The following is a 24,996-nucleotide window of genomic DNA, read 5'->3' as shown; positions in this document are numbered from 1 at the left end:
TCTCACTCCTCTGCTGTAAGGCGTATTAGTTTGTAATCGCCTTGATCATTTTTGAAAATCTCATAGGTCATGATGGAATGTGCAAGTGCTTCCTGTCCCGCTGAATTGGTCAGCACGTATTCCGTTTTTGCACGCACAATAATATTTTGCCCTACTTTCTCTATCCGTTTAATCGTCGTATTAGAAAAATGGATTTTGGCTTGCTTGGACGCATAATAAGCAACCATATCTTCAAGCGTATGCTGTAAATCCTCTGCACCAGTAACAGACTGCATCACACTGGCATCATTAATCCCCACAGCCGCCTTTAAATGCTCATGAAATGTATCAATAAATATTTTTACCTCGTCCTCATTATAGGCAAAAATATTCTTCCCGTATTTTTCAAGCATTTTTTGCACCGCTTCTTTGTCACCGACTTCACTATAAGCATACAAATTTTTAGATTGAGACAAACGGTCCTTTGCCTTCATGCCGTCAGTAATCCATTCATCAAGTAACTGTACTATATCTTGAAGTGGCAATATGTATGGTTGTGAAACGCCCTGTTGCTGTCGATTAAAATAAATGCCCACTATTTGACCATTTTCTGCCTCCATCACAGGGCTACCGGGTGGTAAAGCTTGGTCTACATCTATATAATAAGCAGCTACCTTGTCACTATATCTGCTAATTGTGTGGGGTAAGCCATCGACATACACTGCTAAGTGATCCAACTTGCCATTGAAAACAGTTGGAACATTGACGGACGCAGGATACTTCACTTGTAAAATAGCAATATTATAAGCAGTAGATATATAGCGTACATCAGCTTCTACAAGTTTATCGTTACTAAATTGCACAAGGGCAGTAGGTTTTGATGCGACCAACGCTCCGTTTGTTACAATATAGAGCATCGAAGGGTCTTTCTTCACAATAATACCCGCACCAATAGCGCTCTCCCCTATAACCTTCACCTCTGGAATGAGCTTTTCCTCCTGTTTCTCCACGGGTTTGTCAGATTTAATTGCTGTTTTTTCCTTGTTAAACATTTCCGCAACGGATTGATCGCCACAGCCTGTTAACAGGAGGGTTGCCGCTCCAACGATAAGCATCTTTTTTCGCATTTGTTCACCAATACTTTCTATCGAACTTCTTTCTTTACTATCATAAACAACGACGTCATTTGTTTCAAGTTTACATAATATAATTATTGTTTTATATTAATTAAATCAAAGGTATTTATAATAATTTATCTACTTATTTTAAAGAAACATAGCATTTTGTCACATTTTTGCGAAATGTTATAAGAAGCACTCTTTAAACGAGCAAAGGCAGTAACGACATGGAGACTTGCTTGCCGTTACTGCCTTTTTCATTCTATCTTTGTGCATCATGCATAAGACATACTAGTTATTGCTTCCTTAATACAAGTGCTGTAGCAATAATCCCAGACATTAATAACAAAAAGATAACGAAGGTAAACGAATGGTTGCCTGTTACATCATAACAATAACCGATTAGTGTAGGAATAATTGCGCTCATCATAAATCCACCAGACATGACCATTGATGACCAGCTATTTGCCTCTTCATGCGTGCGTGCCTCATCCAATGGTAACAATAAACCAATAGGAAACAACCCACTTAGCACAATCCCAATAATTAAAACGCCAATCCATAATAGCCAGCCCGTCCCGAACCATAAAAGTACAAACCCGCTGACACCGATGATTCCTAATGACAATAGCCATCGAATACGATTTGACCATTTTTCCATTAGGATTGGGACAACAATATTCCCTATCATCTGAACGATTGACAGAAAAGTTAACATCGAACTAGCAGCAACGAGTGTTAAGCCTTTGTCTTGTAAAATAGGCGTTAACCAAGACATCATCGAGAAAAATAACGATGTTTGAAAACCAAAATAAAGTAAAATCGTCCACGCACGGCTGCTTTTCCACGGATTACGTACAGTTTCCTTTGTTCGCTCATCCTTTTGTACAGACGACTGCTCTACCTGATTTGGGATAACAAGCAACCAAATTATAAGAGCAAGCACAGCCAGCACTGCCCAGCTACCAAGGGCAATGGTCCAATCTTTATGAAACCCATTATAAAATGATACCGTTAATGCCGCACTTAATGTTGCACCTGTCCCGATGCCAAAAGAATATACCCCAACTACCGTTGCGAAACGATTAGGAAATTTTTCTTTAATAAATGCATTTAACATCGGCCCAATAATAGCGATTGCAAGACCAGCAGCAAAACTAGTGACCACAAGCAAAACATAGCTTTCTTGTAACAATCGGAGTCCATTGGCTAACGCAATAATTGTTAATAGTAGCGCAATCGCAAACTTCGTACCAAGACGTCGCTGTAACGGAACAGCCACTGGTGCAAAAAGCCCCATACAAAAGACAGGAATGGATGTTAATAAACTCATTTGCGTATTGGATACTTGAAGAGACTCCATTAACACATTAAATAGTGGCCCTATGCTAGTTACAGCTGGTCGCATATTGAGGGCGACGAAAAAAATACTGACAACAACGACGATTGTCGAAGCTGTCCATTGTTTATTATTCATAACGTTGAATACCTTTCTAATGCCAAGTTCACTACTATGTCATTGTCCTTGATAAATAGTGTTATCAGACATCCGATTTCTTCTAGTCTTCTTTTAGCATTTTCTGTGCTTACCGTCAATATTTCATTATTTTTATATGCATCCTGCTTTATTTGTGCTTTTGGCACAATAAACTTAGAGAAGTATCATCACATATTTTTCGGTGCTTCGATTCCTAATAAAGCTAATGCTTCGTTTAGAATCATAGCAACACAATGACATAATGTTAAACGGCAACCTTGTAAGCAATCTTTTGCTAGAATTTTATTCGTTGCATAGTATTTATTAAACGCACGAGCTAATTGTAAAGCATATTTAGCTATGATGGAAGGATCAACTTGCTCATACGCGTTCGCAATTGCACGAGGAAATTGTTCAAGTAACAACAAGACCTGCCAGGCCTGTTGTCCTAACGGTTGGAAAGACACTTCCTCAAGTGGACCATCTGCTTTGTCTAAAATGGAGTGAATGCGTGCATGCGTATATTGGATATATGGGCCCGTTTCCCCTTCAAACTGCATCATGTCGGTTATAGAAAATTCAATATCATGGATGCGATTATTTTTTAAGTCATTGAAAATAACGGCACCTACACCAACCTGCCTCGCTACTTCTTCTTTATTTTGTAAATGTGGATTTTTCAGTTGGATACTTTGTTTTGCAGTCTCAATCGCTTCTGTCAATACATCATGTAGAAGAACCATTTTCCCTTTTCGCGTTGACATCTTTTTTCCCTCTTGAAGCATCATTCCAAAAGCCACATGACATAAATCTTGTGCCCAAGCGTAACCCATTTTTTCAATAACGCGAAATAACTGTTGGAAATGTAATGTTTGTTCATTGCCCACGACATAATAAATTTTTTCAGGATTATACTGTTGCTGTCGATAAAAGGCGGCTGCTAAATCACGCGTAGCATACAGTGTAGCTCCATCTGTTTTCTTGATGATACAAGGAGGCATATCCTCAAGTTCAACCACATATGCACCTTCTGATAGTGTTAGTAGTTCTTTTGCTTGTAATTCTCTTACAACCGTTGCCATTTTATCATTATAGAACGCTTCTCCTTCGTAACGATCAAATTGAATACCTAACAGCTGATATAGTCCCTTGAATTCTTCTAATGATACCTCTCTAAACCATTGCCAAAGAGCAAGCGCCTCTTCATCTTGATCTTCTAACGCTTTAAATGCCGCTCGCGCTTGTACAATTAACGTTGCATCTTGTTGTGCTTCTTCATGAAATTTTACATAAATTTTCAATAATTCTTTAATTGGTGCTGCTTCAATTGCTTGTTGGTTTCCCCATAGATGATAAGCGACAATTAACTTTCCAAACTGAGTACCCCAATCGCCTAAATGATTGATACGAATAGCCTTATAACCATTTTTCTCTGCTAAATTGGCAAGCGCATTCCCTATAACAGTTGAACGTAAATGACCCATTGAGAAAGGCTTGGCGATATTAGGGGAAGAAAAGTCGAATACAACATTGCCTTTACTTATCGGACTTGTTCCATATAATTTTTGCTCTATCATCATTTTACTTAATACTTGTTGCGTGATGTGAGGTTGATTTAAAAATAAATTGACATATCCGCCAACTAGCTCGACGGATTGAATTAACTCACACGTTACATTTTTTTGAATTTCAACTGCAATGGTTTGTGGAGATTTACTTAGCTGTTTAGACAGTTTAAAACATGGCAAGGCAAAATCACCCATTGCTCTATTTTTAGGTTTTTCAAGTAATGTTTTAATGTCCTCTACTGTTACTTGCTGATGTAATGCGATCGCTAAACTTTTCGCAATTTCTGTTATCATATCCATTCCCTCCTCTACAAATAAAAAAGCCCCCGTCTCAAATAAGAGACGAGAGCATTGCATTCCCGTGGTACCACTCTAGTTGCCATTATTATGACCACTTTCAATTGATAACGGGGTGACGCCCCGGTATTCCCTACTAGTATTTCGGGAAACTTCTCCAAAGTGCGTTTCATTCAAACGATCTGCATTAGGCTCACACCATCCCTAACTCGCTTAGCAGCTCAAAATGAATTACTATCTTTTTCACAGAATGTATATTTATTAATTAATTTTGGAATATTTTACATGATTATATCCTTCAAGTCAACGTTGAGTTGGTTTAAGTAGAAAACGATGGACAATGTCAAACTGTTTCTAGTAAAGACAGAAAGCATTTTTCCTTCTGACATTAAGCTCACTCTTTCATTAAAAAATTATCCATTAGCGTAATTCAATTAAATTAGGTAGCTTTTCCAATACTTCTCTAAACTCTAGTAAGTCTTTAAAAATATATTGTTTATCAATTCCATTAAAGAAAGTATATTGCGCACGTTCGAGATTATCCGTAATTTCAAGGGAAATCGACACATGCGTTAAATCACAGTCAGTCAAATGACAGTGTTCTTCAGCAAACCATTTAACAAATACAGGTTCCGTAATCTCTTTTGTATAGAAAAGTAAATTTTGATCTTCATAAAATCTAAACTTAAAGCCCTTTTGCAATAACAAGTGTAATATTTGTTCTTTTGTCTCCATTGTTCATCCTCCTATAATGAAAGTATTCTTTCGCTTGTAACCGTTTTACACCTAGATTATACCAAAGTAAATATTACCAATTATATACATCTTTCTATGTTAACATTATTTGTTTGATTATTAAAATAATACACCTACTTTTACAAGTATAATACCTACAGCTAATAAGGTGTTTATATGCGTTTGGCCATAAGAAAAGAACATATTTTGATTTTCAAAACATGTTCTTTTTATATTAAATAAATACCTTTCATCTAAATGATACGAAAACAAATAGACAGCATCTTCAATTTTTGACAGTCTGTAGCTCCTTGCTTTTATTGACATCGGAAAGCATTTTGACAGAAATGGCTCTTGCGTACTTATCCAAAAGTGCAATCGTCTTCTTTATTTCCATATCGGTTGTTTCAGGATTAATCGTACAAATTCTTAAAACTACTTGGCCGTTTAAAATTGTCGTAAAGACACCGGCATAAGCACTACTAACCATTTTTCTCGAAATTTCTGTATTCACTTTATTTATGATTTCATCGTCAAAATGCGGTGGTGAAAATCGAAAATTGACGATTGCCAAGTTCGCTTTCGTTATAATGTTCCAATCCTTGTACTTTAATACTTCACTTTCTGCATATTCTGCTAGACGTATACCATGATTAATAAATTCCTCCATCTTATCCGACCCCAGAACTTGCAACGTGAACCACAGCTTTAGCGCTCTAGCTGGGCGTGTCAGTTCCATACCAAAGTCCCAAAAATTGATTTCTTCATTATTTATTTGTGCATCTCTTAAATATTCAGGGTTAGTATGAAAACTATGAAATAATAAGTTTTTATTTTTAACCAAAATCATACCACAACCATACGTCTGAAATAACCATTTATGGGCATCCCAACTGACGCTATCAGCTTTTTCAATCCCTTTTAATTTACTTTTATGCTTTTTTGACAAAAGGACAGTCGCACCATAAGCCCCATCAACATGCATCCAAAGATTAAACTTTTGGCAAATGCGATGAATATCTTCCATCTGATCAATACTTCCTGTATTAGTGGAACCAGCACTCGCAATTACTATAAATGGCTTTAAGCCTAATGATAAGTCTGCTTTTATTTGTTCATTCAACATCATTGTATTTAATTTAAAATTATCCGTTTGAATAATTCGAATATTACGATCGCTTACACCAATTATTTTAAGACCTTTCTTTACAGATGAGTGTGTTTGATCGGAAATATAGGCTATTCCTTTGGCAAGGTCGCCATTTAATTTGTTATCGCGCGCTACTGTTAACGCAGTAATATTTGCAATCGAACCACCTGATACAAAAATTCCTCCAGATTGTTCGGTGTAACCAATTTTATTATTTAACCAAGCGATCAGTTCCTTTTCAATATAACTAGCCGTAGGTGTTGACATCCAACTTCCTGCATGCATATTGTAAGCATTGGTTACAACATCAGCTACCCAAGAGATGAGTGATGCAGGACCTGGTACAAAACCAAAATAACGAGGATGATTTAGCTTAGCTCTATATTTATAAATAAAATCTACTGCATCAGATAGAACGTCGCACATCGGTCTACCTTCATTTGGTATCGCTAAATCATCCAATATTTGAAATACATTGTCGTTTGAGAATTCAATGACTTTTTGGCTATGCAAATTTTGCTGATCTGATAAAAATTTTCTTATAAAGTTCATCATTGTCTCTTCTATTTCAATTATATTATCGATATTGTTATTCATATATCATCATTCCTTCATTTTAAGTTGTTCAGCAAGTGCCATGATTTTAGCAATTAATGTTGGTCACCCTACCAATAATTCGTTCTCCACTAAAAAATCCCCCTAATTTCAATGATTAGAGGGATGCTCTTCTTTAATAAAAAAGAAAGTTAAAATAGCAGTAAGTAAAATGAAACAAAAGGCTGCTAAGCTCGTATATTCAACGCCCTTTAGAAAGGCAGAGTTTGCAATATTGAGCAAATCAGTCGATAAATCTTTTGGTAACGACTCACTTACGGCTAAAGTACCTGCAAGCGTATCTGTCGAACCTTCTGAAATCTTGGTCTGAAGATAATCTGGTAGTAAAAACGATTGTCTATACCACCACGTAATCGCTCCCCCAATTAACGTCGTACCAAGGACAACGCCAACTTCATAGGCCGTTTCACTTACCGACGAGGCCCCACCCGCTTTTTCAGGAATAACTGATGAAATAATAAGGTCATTGGATACTGTAGTAATGATGCCCACACCACTACTAATGAACAGAAAAGCTAAACCAATTATTAGAGGTGTCAGTGTTAAACTATAGACGGCTAAAAAAGAAATCGCAATAAGAATAAGGGACACACTAATAATAAAATTAGGCTTAACTTTTTGCGCGATGACAACGATACCTATTCCAGAAATAATCGCTAATATTTCACCTGGTACAAGGATAAAGCTACTAATTAATGGCGATATTCTATGAGATATTTGAAGTAATTGTGTTGCAAAGAAGATAAATCCTATTAATGAACCTAAGCTGACCATATTGATAAAGACAAGCGACGAAAAGCTTTTATTTCTAAACAGACTCATATCTAACAAAGGATTAGGTAATACAAGCTGTCGTTTTACAAACAGCACAGCAAAAATAGCACCAATCCCTATGCTTAGTAAGCTTACTTGCCATTCTCCACCAGTAGCAACTTGTTTTAATCCAAACATAATACCAAACATGGCAATGAAAGACATGCCAATACTGAAGAAATCTACTCTGCCAGTTAACTTTTCTTGTGATTCGGTAATAAAATTGCGAATAAAGAATATGACAGGAATAAAAAAAGGAATTGAAATTAAAAAGATTGCGTGCCAAGAAAAGAAAGTAAGTAATACACCACCAATAATTGGTCCAAGTACAGAACCAATTGTTAAGCAAGTAGCCCAAGCCGCTACTACTAATCTTCTCTCCTCTCGGTCAAGAAAAGTTGAACGTATTAAGGCTAATGTAGCAGGTAGAATCATTGCACCAAAAAAACCTAGCGCCGCTCTACCAGCAATAATTTGGCCTGCATTTTGCGAAAAAATGACAATAAAAGATATAATCGAAAATCCAAGACTACCGATAAAAAGTACTTTTTTGTGTCCTTTACGGTCACCAATACCACCCATCGTAACAAGTAGACTTGCCAGCACTAAAGCGTAAGCATCAATTATCCAGAGCTGTTGAGCAGCACTCGGTGATAATGCATATGTAAGCTGTGGTAAGGCAAATGACAGGATCGTATTATCAATTGTAACACTCAAAACTGGCAATAAAATGATTAAAAGCGCCAATAGTTTTGGTTTACTTTTAACAATGGTGACAAAAGGACTTACAGACTTCTCTTCCATAATATGCCTCCTTTTACTGTAAGCATAAGATTAATTGCTATTAAAATATCGGTTCCACTTTTCTTTCAGCTCATTTAAAGATTCCCCTAAAACCTCTTCATGGTTTTTCAACAAAACAGAAAAGTCTTTGAAGCAATCCTCTTCGATGATGCGATTGAGATTCGTTATAGAATGGATGACATCATTTCTAATTTTCTCGGAATAAGGATTATACTTTTGAATGTCCCAATACACATCGGGTGAATTTTGTGTTAGCCTGGCTGATAAGCATAACATCATCTGCATAGGCGGTGGAGAAAGCTGCATCATTTCGTTTATTGAAAAATCATGTTTCTCCCCTAATACACTAATCAATGAAAGCGTTAAAATATGAGGAAGTGCTTGCACAAGTGAAACTTTCTCATCATGGCCATGCGGGTCAAACTCAAATACTACCATATCATTGTATTCAATTAGAGTTTTCATCATCGTATATGCCTCTGACTCTTCCTCTTTTACAATCGCTACCGCTCTTCCTTGATAAGGCAAAGTAGGTGAAAACATAAAATTAATCCCTACCATAGGGTTATTCGGTAAAAAGGTTTTACCATGCTTGAAAAAAGAGCTTTGTATAGAACATGTATTAATGATTTTTACTTCATCCTTCATCAAATGAGCTTTTGATGCTAATACATCTAAACAGGAGGATTCGGGTAATGCAAAAATAATTGCATCCCCCGAAGAATAAAGATCATTTATATCATCAGATAGTACATCAGATACGATAATTTCTAGGTTCGAGTAAAGATTGCCACACGCAGCTCTTAAGGAATCTCCTTCACACGGCTCTTTGTCTATAATGACTAGATGATGCCCTGACTTCATTAATAATGATGATAAAAATTGCCCAATTAACCCATTTCCCCCCAATACTATTATTGTCTCATGTTTCATTGTGCTTTTGAACCCTCCTTATACTTTGAAACGGAACACTTGCCTTAATTAATGTTTCACGGAACTCTTCCTCTGCATCTGAAGCCTCTATAATAGCTCCTCCTACGCCAAAAGTTGCAATTTGATCTTTAATGACGACCGTTCTAATAACAATACTCAAATCTGTATAACCATTAAAGCCAATCCAACCAATAGATCCAGAATAGATCCCTCGAGGAGACTCTTCCAATTCATCTATTATTCTCATCGTTCTTAGTTTTGGTGCTCCAGTCATTGAACCCCCAGGGAAGCATTTACCTATCGATTTAAAAATACCATTATCCCAATTTAATTCGCCAACGACTGTGGAAACTAACTGATGTACAGATGAATAGGTTTCTACAACAAAAGCTTCTGGTACACTCACCGTATCAGGATGGCAAACTTCATTAAAATCATGCCTTACTAAGTCGACAATCATTAAATTCTCTGCTCTATCCTTTGAGGAAGTCATTAAACTTTCTTTCTCCAAACGATCTTGTTCTTCAGTAGTCCCTCTTGCTCTAGTTCCCTTAATAGGTTTCGATGCCATTTTTCCGTTTTCGTCAATGCTTATAAACATTTCTGGAGAAGAACTTACGATTGAAAAACGTTCGGTATTGAAAAAAGCGCTATACCTTACCGGGCTCAAAAGTCTCATTTCTTTATATAGCAGCAATGGATCAAAGCTATAAGGCAGGGAAGCACGGTTTGTTAAACATATTTCGTAAGATTCACCTTCAGTAATATATGTTTGACACTGTTTTATCTTGTCCTTGTAGTCATCACTCGATATCTCTAAGTCAATCTCATCTTCTGTTGGAGGTATTAAAAATTGGACCGTTTTTCTTTGTATAGACTCTTCACTTTTCTGCAGTAGAGCTTCTGATACAGTTAAAATTTCACCCCACAAGTTGCACACATAACGCTTCTGATCTCGATGATCAAACACTACGATATTTTTAGGTAAATAAAGAACAGCATCTGGCAAATCTGAACTATGTTTATTCGGTATCCCTCGAAGTGCTTTTAACTCGTATCCTAAATAGCCAATGACTCCTCCATTAAATGGATGTAACACCTCTTTAGGCATTTCATTGGTTATTAAAGAAAATATGCAGTCCATAACTTCGTAAAAATCTCCATAAACCGACTCTTGTCCTTTAGGGCCAGTTATATCCAACCTTGAATCTTGAACATAATACATGAAAGAAATTGCAGCATCTATATCACAATTTCCCATAATCGAAAACCGACTGCCAAACTCACTTGATAACTCTCCATCTAACCAAAAACTATCTTTTGAACCATAAAATAATTTTTCATAAATATCGATAGGAGAAGACGCCCACTCTATTTCAATATTCTTTGGCGCCACAAGCATTGGGCACCCTACACCCTCTAGCTTTTCTTTAAGCGAAATCTCGTACATGTAATGGCCTCCTGTAGGATTTTTCCGCAGAAATATCAATAAAATTTTTAATTAATTCAACGCCAAACTCCGAATCAATGGACTCAGGATGAAATTGGACGCCATAAATAGGTAATTCTTTATGGGCAATCGCCATAATTAAACCATCTTGAGTATAAGCAGTTGCTTCAAGGGAAGGCGCAAGTTTAGTACAGATTAAAGAGTGATATCTAACTGCAAAAAAACTATTTGGCAAGCCTTTAAATAGATTGTCACCACTATTGACAATAAGCTCTTTGTAACCATGAACTGGTTTTGGAGCTTTGCCAACCTCTCCACCAAAACAATGATTAATCCCTTGATGCCCTAAACAAATACCTAAAATAGGCATATTCACTTCTTTAATAATCCGTTTACATATACCAAAATCTTCATCCTTTTCTGGCGTTCCAGGTCCAGGAGATAGAATGATATTATTAAATTCCGATAGATTAATTTTATGAAAAGGATAATCATTCGTTACGACAACAGGAGAAACATTCGTTACTCTATAAACATATTGCGCAATATTATTAGTAAAAGAATCATAATTGTCTATTATTAGTGTTTTCATTGGTTTGCTTTCATTCCTTTGATTAACTTATCTTCAACCGCACACGTTTCATTAATAATAATTTTAAATACATCCTCAATATATTTTGGATTTAAATTGTTTTCTTTTGCTACGATGCTTGTTTTCTTTAATACTTCTTCAATCCTTTTTGGCTGCATCATATTCACATTGTATTTGTATTTATATTTTGCTATTTCTGTGCATACTTCCATTCTTTCCGATAACAGTGCAACAATTTTAGTGTTAATCGTATCGATTTCTGCTCTCCACTCTTCAAGTAACTCTTCTTTCATTATTTAATCCTCCTTCTCTAGTGAAATCATTTCGTTACTACAAATTTCTAGCTACAGATGAGCATCTGTTTAAAATGCCTTTGATATAGCGTGATAGCAAATAGTAGACAAATATCTGAAATTGAGAACGATTTATAAAGATAAAAGATTGTACCCTTATGATTTGAGATATTTCTTGGATATTTATTTATAGCTTATAACCTATAGTAAAGATGGAGAGTCCTGTCTCGTCAGAATATTTCTCGCTTACGATTGTTTGGATGTTATAAAAATTATTGCTTGCTAATATCGCACTGACGCTTTCTCCTTGGTTTTCATCATGTTCGATTAATACAACGCCGTCTTTTTTTAATGCTCTATTGGCAAATAAAGCTGAAGCATAAATAATATCTAGGCCATCCTGCTCTGCATAGACCGATTCTTCTGGATGATGCACCCCCCACTCAGGGGGTTGCGCCATTTCTTTCGGTACATATGGGGGATTGGATATAACAATCTCTGCTTCGACTGCTTTTTGTGGCATATCATCAAAATATTCTTTGATGTCTCCTTGATAAACGTCAACCTTCTCGGCATTATGACGCAAAATGTTTCGCTTGAGATACTTAGTAGCTAAATCTGATTTTTCTATACAGACAATGTTTGCATTTGTCATTTTCCAAATTTCTATCCCGATTGCACCCGAACCAGAACATAAGTCATATACGAAAGAACTCGGAGCAATTGCTTTATTTTCTTTCAGCCACTCAACGATCCCCAAACTTTGAATTCTCGGTATAAAAACGCCTGTTCCAACAACATATCTATTAGCGTTCAGTTCTGCGTAGCCTACAATATGCTCCAACGGAATTCTATTACATCTTTCATGAATGTCTGCCTCAAATTCCTTTACTGCTATTGGGTCATTTTGTCCCGCTTCTGTAAAATAATATTGACTGTATATTTTTTCGTAGTCTCCCACAGGGTCCCAAACTCCTGCGTTTTTTAACAAGTTAATATAATCATCTTTTGTCTTCATCATTCACTCCACGCATTGTAGTATGTTCTTAGCTGTTCTTTAGAAGATTTAGGATGTGTCAGGTAAAGAGAAAGGATTTCAGGTGGTGGAGCAAATTCCTTATGTAGCTCGTCTAAAATTTCTTCAAAACTATGAAGCATTCCTTTTTCTAAAATAGGATGCCAATAAGGTTGCACGTCCCAACGATATTCGTAACCAGTGGCGAACATTTCGGATGTTGTTTTAGCAATCAATTCATGTCTTGGTGTATTATAGAGAGGCTTTCGAATTGGATGAAAATCAGAAAGGTCAATATCGTTTACAATCCCACTTATTTCGTTAGCTAAGTGTTCAGCGATTAAAGGAGATTGGTGTAACCCATCTCTATATGTTCCTGTAGCCAACCAAAGACCATCATATTTAATTTGACCGATTAACGGGAATCCATCAGCTGGTATCGGTCTATTTCCAACTTGAATTTTTTTAATGTCGGCATTAAAAAGATCTAAGTGTAATTGTTCTACTGCACAATCTAATAAAAATTGTACATCCGATACATAGGCATTTTTCCTTGGAATATCCGATAGTATATTGGTTGCACCGATGTAAAGCTCTTTCCCATTTCGAGGAACGCAATGTAAACCGCAGGCAAATGCTCGATTTGGCGTTCGAATGACCCTGTTATAATTTTCTATGTCATCTAATTCTAAAAGTATTGACACACCGTACCCTGAAAACATTGGCGGTATTTTATTTTTCAATTCTAAATCGAAATCTAATAAATCTAACGAATGAACCCCTGCAGCGATAATGATATTTTTTGCAAAAATTTTCTGTTCGCTCAGTTCAATCCCACAAACTTGATTGCCTTCTGTAATTACTGATAGTGCATGTTCATTGAAAAGGGTTCCTCCAAGATTATGAATGGCTTTGGAAAGTTTAGCTAATAAAATGTTAGGATCAACTGCATTTTCTTCTGGTATTAGTAATGCTTTAAGAGGTCTTACTTGTTCATCTGCCTCTAGCCATACGTGGTTATCTGGATCTATTACTTCATAGCGTTCCGAGTTTTCTTTTAGCGCTTGTTCAATTTTCATAAAGTTAACAGAATCTACATCTCTTGTTCCTGCCGTGTTAAGGATTACTTCCGTACCGTGGGCAATGATTACTTCTCTTTCATCACCTGAATCTTTCGTCAGTTTGGATAGCCAACCTTCCCACATATTTTTAGCCTTAATGTCCATTAATAATTTTTTTCGACCGAATTCACTTTTCATAAGACTTTCAGTCACTTCTCCATAACAGCCATTCATCGCGCCAGCAGCTGTAGATGCTGCTGATTCACGTGCTTCCTTCCCTATAAGTGCAACCTTTTGACCTCTAGAGGAAAGTTCGTATGCTATAGAAGATCCTATTGCTCCATTCCCTACAATAATCGTATCGAAATTAACATTGCTCATTATATAAGCCTCCAATATACTTTGAATTTTTTGATTCATTAGCAAATCTAAATGAAACTACTTACTATCATTACTTAAAGTCTAGAAATCACTTAATTAACCGGTATTAAAATAATTCTGACATTTAAATCTTCACATATTTTCTGTTGCAATTCACCGAAAATCATATTTCGGTATACCGAAAATAATTTGAAAAAACCGACCAATGCATTCAGTTTGGCAGCGATAATAAGCACGAAAAAGCTTATTGCCACCTTTATTTAACCTATATTAGCAGTTCCTTATTTTACAATGTTTAGGATATAATTTTATATAATGTTAATATGTGGTATTATTTACGAGATGGTGGTGTTATAGATGAGTTTAGATGTTAATAATCGATTGTATTCAACTATGGTAGATATTTTAGAGACTTATGTAACGAATAAGGATATGAAAACGCAGATATATGAATTTATCGACTTTAAGAAAGAGGAAGGTTATTTATTTGGGGAGTTAGTCGTACTCCATTATGTGATTTATAACAATAAAATAGAAAATCACATTTTTAAAGTAGCAGCGGCAATTGAACTTCTTATTTTATCTTTTGATATTTTAGATGATATTGAAGACCAAGATAATCTTTCATCGCCTTGGGTTCAACACCAAAATTTATCGTTAAATATTTCAAGTTACTTACTCTTTTTATGTCAGTTAATCATTAAAGAATCCGATTTTAAACATAAATATATAGCATTAGAACTCTTGATCACAAAAGCTTTGCGTGCTATTGAAGGACAACATATCGATTTATTAAACAATATATCTTGTGAAGATCGCTATATTGACATGGTTGTTTTAAAGTCTGGGTCCTTAACGGAGTTAGCTTGTTTAATAGGAACTGTTCTTGCGAATCCGGATAAAGCAACTGAAGTTCAATTTTACGGTAGTCACATCGGGGTAATTGGTCAGATTCAAAATGATATGGAAGGTATGAAATGTTGGGATGGGAAAAATGATTTGCTGAATAAAAAATGGACTTTACCCATTTTATATTTGTTAGCCGTGGAACAAAATCATCCGGTGATAGAAAAAATCCAAAACTATTACAACGGTAGTATAGAAAAACACGAAATATTGGAGCTAGCTAAAGTGATTGAATCACTGTTAGAAGAAACAGGTGCTTTTCTTTATTCAAAAGTCACCCAACAACTGTATCGGAACAAGGCTGAATCCAGCATCATGTCATTATCAATTACTAAAAAATATAAAGAAGCACTACTTAAATACATTTAAAAGGAGATCTTCATATGAAAAACATCATTCACTATCTAATGAAAGACACTGAAGTTTTACATCTCTTAAAAAACAATAAAATTTGTATTATAGGTATCTCTCCAGAAGAGAATAAGGCTCTTATAGACGTTGTTTTAAGTAAAAAACCGCAGTTGCAAGCCTATTACTGGAAATAACTTCAACGTAACAGTATAACGCAATAGGACCACGATAAGCAGAAGAGGAAACTACGATAATACTTGTAGCCTTTTTCTCGAAAAAATGCACGAGCAAACTAAAAAGCAAGCTGAATACATCACCACTATACACACACCATCCCTACCTATTGCATTTGAAAGGAACTATACATCATAAATAAATTAAGGGTTACGACTCTTCATTTATTTGTAATGGCAACAAAAGGGAATACGCTAAAACTTAATTTCTACGTCCAATATTCATAATAGCCAATTCCCTCTATTTTAATATGTCACTCCTATGGATTGTCACTTACTTCTAAGGAGGAAATGATGAAAAAGCAAAAATTTATTTGGATGGGATTCCCCATTTTTATTACTACACTATTAATCATTTATTTTTTTTATCTTACAATGAAATATCCTTTAATTGGGATAGAGGTATTAAATAAAGATAAACAATACTTTGTAGATACTATTTATGAAAATTCATGGGGAATAAATCAAAATATCCAACCAGGTGACCAAATCTTAAAAGTCAATAACGCTCATCCTTCACTTCATCACTCTATCATTTATTTCCAACGAATAGAGTTAGCTGAGTCTCTAACTATTCTTAATGCTGCTAATGAAACTGTTACATTTATCGTTGAAAACGGAAATAAAAGTTTAATGCTTGAAGTGCAACTTTTCGTTAAAATTTTATCTGTCATCATTGCGATTGCGCTAGCAATCATATTGAATACCCGACATTCTGAAAAAAGTTCATCACAGGTTCTCACTTATTTTTTATTAACGATTGCGCTTTGTTATAGTAGCGCCCCGATTTCTGCAAGAGGAGATGTAATTGGACGTAGCGTCAATACGATCACGCTTCCAATATTCGTTATTTTATTTATACATTTTTTATATTTACATTTTTCTTATTCTAAACTTCCATTCATTAAAACCTGTTATCTTAAAGTATTATACCTTTTATATTTTCTTATTATGGCCATATCATTTGTCTCCTTTGTTAATAAAGACCTAGAAATTTCGAGTACGACTATTCAATTAAAATTTTTTTCGTCTTTAATATTTTTCTTACTATTTTTACTTATAAGGTACTATTATATTAACCATGAACCGAATGTACGCATTAAACTAAAAATAATGTTCTCAGGTTACTTTATTGCCTTCTCACCATTTATATTGTTTTATGCACTACCAATTATTTTCCACGATCGTTATATTATTTCTGCTGAAATAACAGGAATCTTTATTTTCATTATTCCTATTATTTTAGTTTATTTGCAATTGACCTATGAATTAATAGATATTGACTTCTTTTTAAATAAAATTAAATACTTTACGTTATTATCTTTACCATTTTCTATACTAACCACGCTTATAATAAGTTTTATGACTGAAGTACATCTATTATCGATTGAAATTCTTATACTGGGCATCTTTATATTCTATCTTTCTTGCATCTTGCTCTATATTAAAGATTATTTAGACTATAAATTAAATCCTCATTTATTTTCTAAAAATAATCGATTAGACATTAGCTTATATGGCTTTTTCCAAAAAGTGAAATTTGAAACCAATCCTTTTACATTGATTGACGCACTTCAAAAGCAAATTAAAGATGTACTTTCTGTTGATAACTTAAACTATATCCAAATTGAAAAAAGACCCGCAGTAGACAATTGGACTGTTAAAACGGCTCACCAAAGCCTCGTAAATAATGCCATTCAAAAAATTAATTGGGCGCAGTATTCAAATGGTTCCTTGCTTAAAGTACATAAAGGCTTCGCAACGGTTATCGGTAGTAACGGCATTAGTAAAGAAATTATCTATTTTGAACAAAAGAAAAATAATGCAAAACTGAACCCACAAGAAAAGGCGTGGCTAGAGTCGATATCTTATTTTTCAAGTATTGTTTTAGAAAATAATTACTTAATTGAAGAGTTGAAATGCCAACTCGACTCTTATAAAAATAATATTGATGAAGTAATCATGCCTACTTCCTATTCAAAACTGCTCATGCATGTGACCGAAAAAGAACGTATTAATTTATCCATGGATTTACATGACAGTGTTTTACAAGGCTTATTACAATTAATAAGAAATATAGAAGGACTTATTAAACATGCTGAAAAATCATCAATAAGTAAAGAGCTAGACTGTCTAAAAGAAGATATCATCGACATAGCTCATTTAGTACGAGAAACATGCATTGAACTTCGTCCTCCCTTTTTAAAAGAAGAAGGACTAGAACAAGCTTTAGGACATATGATTGAATCAACACGACAACATTGTGATTTTTCTATTTATTTTGATTATGATGGGCGGCTTGAAGGGCTTTCATATGAATTTGAAATTAATATTTATCGAATTGTTCAAGAACTACTCAACAATGCTCGTAAGCATGCGAATGCAAACGAAGTAGAACTTTCGATATTTTACGATGAATGCCATATCATTCTGCTATATGATGATGATGGTGTGGGATTACTCGAGTCATCTGAAATGGATACGAATAAAATCGGTATGTTCAGCATTAAAGAACGTGTTCGAATTTTAAATGGAACGATAGAAATTAATTCTTCATTGAACAAAGGACTTCACATTTGCATCATTATTTGAAATAGAGGTGAGATTTTTGATTAGAGTTTTAATTGTGGACGATCATCCTGCAGTACGAACGGGTACAAAGGCTATTTTGGAAACTGCAGGTATGGAAGTCACGATATTAAAAAATATCGATGAAATTATCCAAGCTGCCTCTAACCCAACATTCGATATTTTTCTTGTAGATTTGTATATGCCTGACATTAATGGACTGGAACTGTCTAAAAGAATTTTACAAGTAAATCCTGAGGCGAAAATTGTCATTTATACAGGTTTTGATATTAATACCCATTTTGATTTATTAATTAATGCAGGTATTGCTGGTTTTGTAAGCAAAATGTCCAGCTCTGAACAGCTCGTAAATGCTATTTATTGTGCATTGAATGAAGAAGTAATCATTCCACTATCTTTATTACGCCAACTCCGGAGAAATTCGATTTCTTCTAATAATAATTTTGAAGAGAATAGTATTATCACGCTTTCGAATAAGGAACAAAATATCCTTGAGCTTATTTCCAAAGGTTACACAAATAAAATGATTGCGGAAGAGTTATATGTCAGCCAACGTACAATCGAATACAGCTTAACTAAAATTTTTTCAAAATTAAAAGCAAATTCTAGAATTGAAGCACTACAAATAGCTCAAAAATATGGCTTAATCTCTAATCTATTTATTCCGGATAGCTAAATTGAATAGATTCACCAAACGGAAATTGAAAAGACATGTCAAAGGGATACAGGCGGTTTCGTTCAGTTCAACTTCCTGCAATATCCCTTTAATTGTAAAGTTGTAGCATGTGAATTGACGTAAAAAGGAGGATGTAAGTTGAGTAGACCTGAAATGTATGTCAGTTTAGTCGTAGGACCGAATTGTGATATGGAATCGTATGCTATACGATCAGCACTAGAGTATTTTGGCGTAAGGGTAAATATACATTGGATAGGTAGACCCAATGATCTGATTGATGTTCTATCCGGTAAAGAACTTGATAATAAAGTAGATTATTTAATTTTAAATTTTCATGGAGATGAAGGTAGATTATGTATGCCTGAACTTGGTGAAGATGTTTATGAAGGCAATGAGCCAAGAGGTGATTTTTTTGGACAGCAAGAGATTAAACAATATACGAATATAAAAGATGTGAAAGTGATAGGCTCTGGTTGCACATTAGGCAAGGAACAGCTAGCAAACGCTTTTCTTGCATGTGGTTGTCACTCTTATATAGGCCCTGATGATTACATAGACGGTAATGCTAATTTTATGTTCGTTATAAGGTTTTTATATGAAATTATAAATAATCATAAAACGCAAGAGGAAGCTTTTAAAATTGCTCAATCCATTGATAACGAAACGGCCATGTATAAATTGTATAAGTCATCGTGAATGCCTATGCTGCAAAACAACAATCTCGCATTCACTTCTCTTCGCTACCCCTTTAGTAGATACACAAAAGGCAACCCCAAGAGAGTTGCCTTGTTGCGTGTAAATTCGGAGCTATAATTAGCTAGCTCAAAGGTTTGATGGTAATAGGTACCTACTCTATTTTACGTAATCGCTCTACAATACTGCTTTTTGAAATGACCTTTTGGCACATGACAGGAACTATTATTGCTATGACAAGAAGTATTGGAAGACATAGCAGTGATGGAACAACTGTAAAATATAGCTTCATATAGGCTGCCCCTGCTGTAAATGCATTTAGGCCCAGATAGCAAATTGCACTTCCAATAGTAAGCGTTGCAGCTATAGTTAGCAGAATATACATGGTACTTTCCAGTATAAGCATTTTAATTACCTGTCTATTTAGCATACCGATACTTTGTAGCATCGCAAGCTCTCGTCGACGTGCATTGATGGAGGTAATGACAGAATTGATGAAATTCATAATGCCAATGAAAGCCACTAGAATGCTGATGGTAATCCCAACGATTTTCAACGTTTTTTGCAAGTTTTCAAATTCTGCCGCTAAAGACGCCTTGGATTCAAATTCCATGTTTTGGTCGGTGTTAGTACTATAGTTTGCTAAAAAACGCTCCATTTTTTCCATTGCGCTATCTTGCACATCAATCGTGCTTAGCATTGGGGCTTTTTGTTCAATTTGCTCTAAAAAGACTTGGCTTGGCAAATAAAATGTTGGCGTTAACGGATGCGAGTGTCTTGCGCTTATGCTTTCTGGAATGTCCGCAACAGCAAGCACTTCATATTCCAGCATTTGTCCGGTTGGATCTGGAAGCTGAATTTTGTCACCGATTGCATAGTATAAAATATTGCCTTGTGCATCAAATGGTGCAGCTATCACATATTTTCCCGAATAAAGCTTTTGCTCCTCTATTTTGCCATGCAGTAAGATTAACTTTTGCAAAGCACCCTCATCAAGACCATACAGGTGCAATAGTTGTTTTGGTTCTTGAGCATAGCGTTTAAGTGCTTCAACTCTCTTACTATCTGCGCCATATTCCTTCGCCAATTGTTTAGGAATATCGACAAAGCGCGGCCCTGTTGGTACTTCATATTCTGTAAAATAGATGTTATTGATGCTTTCGATGCCTTCTTGTAAGGACAGCTCAGAGAAAAAGCCTTCGCTTAACGTGTCTTGGTTGCTATAGTTGAGATTGACATTAAAGTTAGACACGTCTCCCACTGCAAAATCGTTCATGATAGAACGGCTTAAATATTCATCCATATCAAAGCTGTTTGCAATCGAATAGGTAGCATTTAAAATCACAAGCCCTAAAGAAAGTGAGATGGAGACAAGCACGACCTTCTTTTTATTGCGAGCAAGATTTGAATAGGCCATCGTCCACAAATTTACTTTAGTCCCTTTCTTTATCTTCCGTTTACTCCCTGCACTGTTATCTGTAACACGAAGCGCTTCAATCGGACTGACTTTTGCCGCAATTTTTGACGGCTTTGAAACACTGACAAAAACAGTGACTGCTGAAAAAATACTAGACAAAATAAAGATAAGTGGATGAGCTGATATTTTAATGACATCGGTGTTCATAATAGACAAGACAATCGGAACTAGCATCATTCCCACAAGATATCCAACTAGCAACCCAATTGGCAAACCGATGAAACAGAGCCACATCGCCTGTCTACGTATCAATTTGCGAATTTGCTTTGGAGTTGTACCAATTGTTTTAATCAGTCCATAGTACCGTACATCATTTGCCACACTAATTGTAAATACATTAGCAATCATTAAATAACCACTAAAAGCAATCATTAAAATGGCACCAACAGTCGCAACGATGGTACTTATGTCTAGAGATTCACCGTTTCCGGCATAAGCCCAGTTGACGCCATAATCAATGTCGTCCAGACTGAACCCACTGTCTACAATCACTTTTTGCAGCTTGCTTTCAATACGAAAACTGTTCTTGAAATTGACATCAGCGTTGATAAGACCTACATCATAGCCCTGCTTACTTGGTTTGTAATTGGCAAGTTGCTTCTCCACATAGCTTTTGTTCACCCATGCTTGACTTGCCTGCATAACCTTATCACCTGTCCAATAACCTACCAGTGTAAAGGTTTTGCTTATTTTTTCCCCTGCTAAAGAATAGTCTAAGGTAACCTTCTGACCTAGCTTCGCAGAAACACCAAGTTGCTTTAAAACGAGTGTGTCTGTGGCAATTTCATCATCATTTTGTGGAAGTTTTCCTGTTGTCGGCATAGAAAACATACCCTTTGCATTGTTTTCACCGCTAGTGTATCGAATTTCAGTAGGGTGTTTGGCTAGCTCCTTATTTTCACCCACGCCCAAAACGACAGAGAAAGAAATATCTTTAATATCAGGATGCGTTTTCAGCGCGTCATATTGCGCTTTTGACAGATATTTAAAGCTACCATGTGCACTGCCGCCCACCTGTCGCATAGTACTTTCCTCAATCGATGCAACAAGGCTTGTAGCTACTGTAAATAGCCCCGAAAACATGACCGAAGTCAAAATAATTGCAACGATAGCAAATAAGTTTCTCATTCTACTTGCTTTGAACGAACTTTTTGCAAGCAAATGAATGGTTCTTTTACTATTTACTTTAAGCATGGATACCACCATCTACAATCTGTCCGTCTTCTATACGGACAATTCTGTCTGCAAGCTGTGCGATTTCCTCATCATGGGTAATCATGACAATCGTTTGCTTGAATTGTCTACTTGTTACTTTAAATAAAGACAGAACATCTTGACTGGTTTTAGTATCCAAGTTTCCCGTTGGCTCATCGGCTAAAATAATGGCAGGCTTTGATGCCAAAGCTCTAGCAATAGCAACGCGCTGCTGCTGCCCTCCAGATAAATTATTGGGCATATTTTGAAGTTTACGCTCAAGACCAAGCGTGTGAATAATGGCATCCACATATGCTTTATCAGGCGTATTGCCATCTAAGCCAATAGGAAGAACAATGTTTTCATAGACATTTAAAGTAGGGACAAGATTATAATTTTGAAAAACGAAGCCTATTTTTCGGCGGCGGAAAATCGTAAGTTCTTCATCCTTTAACTTAAAAAGTTCTTGACCATCCACAATCACCCTTCCGCTAGTCGGGCGATCAAGACCGCCAAGCATATGAAGCAATGTGGATTTGCCACTACCGGAAGTACCTACAATCGAAACAAACTCACCGTTCTCCACTTTCATACTGACGCCATCCAATGCATGAACGGCAGTATCCCCTTTCCCGTAAATTTTCATTAAATCCTTTGTTTCAAGTATGATCATTTAAATTTCCTCCAAAAAAATATGTCTTCCATCTCTGCAATTCATATTATAAACTTCGAATCTTTCGAGAATCTTTCTGAAGCAAAATCAAATCTAACAGTGCTGAAAGAATTCAATTTTTAATTGGAAGAAACACCGAGAAAACAGAGCCAACTCCCAACCTAGACTTGACCTTTATATATCCGCCTTGGGCTGTAATGATTTCTCTCGCAAGGTAAAGACCAAGGCCGACGCCTTCTTTGTCGGTTACCTCCTGTGAACGATAAAAACGAGAAAAAATCTTTGCCGTTTCATCCTCTGAAATACCGAGTCCTGTATCAGCCACATCAATCCTGCAAAAAAGCTGATACGGAGTGACAGATAACTGGACACTTCCGCCACTAGGTGTATATTTAATGGCATTATCTACAATGTTGTATAGTGCCTCCACTGTCCATTTTGGATCAAAGACTGCCTCTACATCCCTACTATCTACCGTTAAAGCAATGTTTTTTCCTATAGCTTTCGGTGTAGCCTGCTCTATAACCGTTTCAAGCATGTTCGCTACGTTGTTGTTTGTAGGGGTAACTGTAATAATTCCCGTTTCAAGCCGAGATGCTTTTACAAGAGAAGAAATAAGAAAGTTTAATTTTTCTGCCTGCTGCGTTAAAGCTGCCACACAGTTTTGATCATAGTCAGACAGCTCACTTTCCGCTAAAAGTTGAGTATAGAGCAGAATATTAGCAAGAGGCGTTTTCGTTTGATGAGATATATCGGAAATCAGTTGATTGATTTGTGATTTTTCGTCAGCTAACTGTATTTTTGTGGCACTGTTTGCTGTAAGATAGTGGGATAATTTAGTTTCCAGCGCAGACAGCTTGCTTTCATCAAATCCATTTTCAATAGGTCTTCCCTCTATCGCATTATCAATCATTTTGTTTAATCGATCAATGACCTTATTTGCTTTAAAAAACGCCATTTATTTCACCGCCCATAAATAACCTATACCATACACTGTTTTTATATATACGGGTTTTGTAGGGTTATCCTCAAGCTTGTCCCGTAATCTTTTTAGCGTAACAGACAAAGCATTTTCGTCCACATAATGTGCGCCATCGCTCCAAATACGTTCAACCAATACGCTGCGTTCTAAAGTAACGCCTTTGTTGGCTGTTAAAATTTTTAGCAGTTTTTGCTCGGTTTTACTCAGCTCTACTACCTTTCCGTTTTTAAAATATTCCATGCGGTCAAAGTCAAAAACAAAGTGATCTTGTTTAAATTGATTTCCTTTTGTGACCACTTGTTTTCTGAGCTGCGTATTTACTCTTGCACGCAACACGGCAAGGCTAAATGGTTTAGTAATGTAATCATCTGCTCCCATTTCAAGTCCTGCTACAATGTCTGTTTCCATATCGTTTGCTGTGAGCATGATTACAGGTATAGTACTGTTTCTTTTCACTTCGCACAGCAAGTCTAGTCCGTTCCCATCAGGCAAATTAATGTCCAATATCAACAAATCAAAGTTAGTATTAGATAACTGCATTTTTGCCGATTGAATACTGTGAAATGGCAGAACATCCATTTCACTCCCTTGCAAAGCAAGAGCAATACCATTTGACAATGCCTTGTCATCTTCAACAATCATAATTTTATACAAATACTCACCTTCCTTCAGAGCGAAGTTATGGATTTTCGCTCCTCGAGCATTAAATTGCGCCCTACCACTTCAAAAATATTTTATCGGGTAGTACATATAAAAGTTTACCATGTTTGTATCTTCTCTCGCTTGCTGGATTATTATCCTTAGCAATACTGCTGATATGATTGAAAGAGTAAATGGATATGCTTTATTAGCATTTGTTCAATTGACCTGTCTCCCTCGCTAGCTGTTCGAAATTATTAGGTTGAAAAAGTTGAAAACGGTGAAATACAAAATGTGTTGAT

Annotated in this window: 21 protein-coding genes and 1 other annotated feature; of the genes, 5 read left to right on the top strand and 16 right to left on the bottom strand. The window is 35.8% G+C overall.

Annotated elements, in window-relative coordinates; translation table 11 throughout:
- Positions 1–2 precede the first annotated feature (2 nt).
- The 12 genes from LS41612_RS11995 to LS41612_RS11940 all read right to left on the bottom strand — a co-directional run bounded on the left by LS41612_RS11995 (position 3) and on the right by LS41612_RS11940 (position 14,281).
- Entirely contained in the window at positions 3–1,106 is a 1,104-nt protein-coding gene (locus LS41612_RS11995) for a TcaA NTF2-like domain-containing protein (protein ID WP_024361682.1), read from the bottom strand.
- Positions 1,107–1,392: 286 nt separating this feature from the next.
- Positions 1,393–2,574, bottom strand: coding sequence for an MFS transporter (locus LS41612_RS11990; protein WP_024361681.1), 1,182 nt, complete (start codon positions 2,572–2,574; stop codon positions 1,393–1,395).
- Positions 2,575–2,762: 188 nt separating this feature from the next.
- Positions 2,763–4,436, bottom strand: coding sequence for an arginine--tRNA ligase (argS, locus tag LS41612_RS11985; RefSeq protein ID WP_029747143.1), 1,674 nt, complete (start codon positions 4,434–4,436; stop codon positions 2,763–2,765).
- A gap of 41 nt (positions 4,437–4,477) precedes the next feature.
- Positions 4,478–4,695, bottom strand: a binding site (T-box leader).
- Between the two features lie 164 nt (positions 4,696–4,859).
- The gene (locus LS41612_RS11980; protein WP_024361679.1) at positions 4,860–5,174 is read right to left on the bottom strand and encodes a hypothetical protein; all 315 of its coding nucleotides are present in this window, start codon (positions 5,172–5,174) and stop codon (positions 4,860–4,862) included.
- A gap of 286 nt (positions 5,175–5,460) precedes the next feature.
- On the bottom strand, positions 5,461–6,921 hold the full coding sequence (locus LS41612_RS11975) for a pyridoxal phosphate-dependent decarboxylase family protein (protein WP_024361678.1): 1,461 nt from the start codon (positions 6,919–6,921) through the stop codon (positions 5,461–5,463).
- 108 nt (positions 6,922–7,029) lie between these two features.
- Positions 7,030–8,556: an MFS transporter gene (locus LS41612_RS11970; RefSeq protein WP_024361677.1), complete on the bottom strand. Its 1,527-nt coding sequence runs from the start codon at positions 8,554–8,556 to the stop codon at positions 7,030–7,032.
- Positions 8,557–8,586: 30 nt separating this feature from the next.
- The gene (locus LS41612_RS11965) at positions 8,587–9,489 is read right to left on the bottom strand and encodes a prephenate dehydrogenase dimerization domain-containing protein (RefSeq protein ID WP_024361676.1); all 903 of its coding nucleotides are present in this window, start codon (positions 9,487–9,489) and stop codon (positions 8,587–8,589) included.
- Positions 9,479–10,939 carry an aminodeoxychorismate synthase component I gene (pabB, locus tag LS41612_RS11960; RefSeq protein ID WP_024361675.1) on the bottom strand — a complete coding sequence of 487 codons (1,461 nt, stop codon included), beginning with the start codon at positions 10,937–10,939 and terminating at the stop codon, positions 9,479–9,481. Before pabB ends, LS41612_RS11965 begins: the two co-directional genes overlap by 11 nt.
- Positions 10,920–11,531 carry an anthranilate synthase component II gene (locus tag LS41612_RS11955; protein WP_024361674.1) on the bottom strand — a complete coding sequence of 204 codons (612 nt, stop codon included), beginning with the start codon at positions 11,529–11,531 and terminating at the stop codon, positions 10,920–10,922. Before LS41612_RS11955 ends, pabB begins: the two co-directional genes overlap by 20 nt.
- Positions 11,528–11,824 carry a chorismate mutase gene (locus tag LS41612_RS11950; RefSeq protein WP_024361673.1) on the bottom strand — a complete coding sequence of 99 codons (297 nt, stop codon included), beginning with the start codon at positions 11,822–11,824 and terminating at the stop codon, positions 11,528–11,530. Before LS41612_RS11950 ends, LS41612_RS11955 begins: the two co-directional genes overlap by 4 nt.
- A 187-nt stretch (positions 11,825–12,011) precedes the next feature.
- Positions 12,012–12,845 (bottom strand): N5-glutamine methyltransferase family protein, encoded by an 834-nt coding sequence (locus tag LS41612_RS11945; RefSeq protein WP_227665442.1) that lies wholly within the window; start codon positions 12,843–12,845, stop codon positions 12,012–12,014.
- Positions 12,842–14,281 carry an FAD-dependent oxidoreductase gene (locus LS41612_RS11940; RefSeq protein ID WP_024361671.1) on the bottom strand — a complete coding sequence of 480 codons (1,440 nt, stop codon included), beginning with the start codon at positions 14,279–14,281 and terminating at the stop codon, positions 12,842–12,844. The genes LS41612_RS11945 and LS41612_RS11940 overlap by 4 nt, the downstream gene beginning before the upstream one ends.
- A 357-nt stretch (positions 14,282–14,638) precedes the next feature.
- Here LS41612_RS11940 and LS41612_RS11935 point away from each other — a divergent pair, with 357 nt between their 5' ends.
- The 5 genes from LS41612_RS11935 to LS41612_RS11915 all read left to right on the top strand — a co-directional run bounded on the left by LS41612_RS11935 (position 14,639) and on the right by LS41612_RS11915 (position 19,732).
- Positions 14,639–15,556 (top strand): polyprenyl synthetase family protein, encoded by a 918-nt coding sequence (locus tag LS41612_RS11935; RefSeq protein WP_024361670.1) that lies wholly within the window; start codon positions 14,639–14,641, stop codon positions 15,554–15,556.
- 14 nt (positions 15,557–15,570) lie between these two features.
- Positions 15,571–15,732, top strand: a complete 162-nt coding sequence (comX, locus tag LS41612_RS11930; protein WP_080653291.1) for a competence pheromone ComX — start codon at positions 15,571–15,573, stop codon at positions 15,730–15,732.
- Positions 15,733–16,062: 330 nt separating this feature from the next.
- A complete protein-coding gene (locus LS41612_RS11925; protein WP_115686522.1) occupies positions 16,063–18,363 on the top strand; it encodes a sensor histidine kinase in 2,301 nt (766 codons plus the stop codon).
- 16 nt (positions 18,364–18,379) lie between these two features.
- Positions 18,380–19,036, top strand: coding sequence for a response regulator transcription factor (locus LS41612_RS11920; protein WP_024361668.1), 657 nt, complete (start codon positions 18,380–18,382; stop codon positions 19,034–19,036).
- 138 nt (positions 19,037–19,174) lie between these two features.
- On the top strand, positions 19,175–19,732 hold the full coding sequence (locus tag LS41612_RS11915) for a hypothetical protein (protein WP_024361667.1): 558 nt from the start codon (positions 19,175–19,177) through the stop codon (positions 19,730–19,732).
- Between the two features lie 151 nt (positions 19,733–19,883).
- Here the strand turns inward: LS41612_RS11915 and LS41612_RS11910 are convergent, their stop codons facing one another.
- The 4 genes from LS41612_RS11910 to LS41612_RS11895 all read right to left on the bottom strand — a co-directional run bounded on the left by LS41612_RS11910 (position 19,884) and on the right by LS41612_RS11895 (position 24,709).
- Positions 19,884–22,400, bottom strand: a complete 2,517-nt coding sequence (locus LS41612_RS11910) for an ABC transporter permease (protein ID WP_024361666.1) — start codon at positions 22,398–22,400, stop codon at positions 19,884–19,886.
- A complete protein-coding gene (locus LS41612_RS11905) occupies positions 22,393–23,073 on the bottom strand; it encodes an ABC transporter ATP-binding protein (protein ID WP_024361665.1) in 681 nt (226 codons plus the stop codon). The genes LS41612_RS11910 and LS41612_RS11905 overlap by 8 nt, the downstream gene beginning before the upstream one ends.
- Before the next feature lie 112 nt (positions 23,074–23,185).
- Positions 23,186–24,031 (bottom strand): sensor histidine kinase, encoded by an 846-nt coding sequence (locus LS41612_RS11900; RefSeq protein ID WP_024361664.1) that lies wholly within the window; start codon positions 24,029–24,031, stop codon positions 23,186–23,188.
- Positions 24,032–24,709: a response regulator transcription factor gene (locus tag LS41612_RS11895; RefSeq protein WP_024361663.1), complete on the bottom strand. Its 678-nt coding sequence runs from the start codon at positions 24,707–24,709 to the stop codon at positions 24,032–24,034. It lies immediately after the preceding gene.
- Positions 24,710–24,996 lie beyond the last annotated feature (287 nt).

The sequence above is a fragment of the Lysinibacillus sphaericus genome, from assembly GCF_002982115.1.
In the GTDB taxonomy this organism is placed as follows: Bacteria; Bacillota; Bacilli; order Bacillales_A; family Planococcaceae; genus Lysinibacillus; species Lysinibacillus sphaericus.
This window is presented reverse-complemented; position numbering and strand designations above follow the sequence as displayed.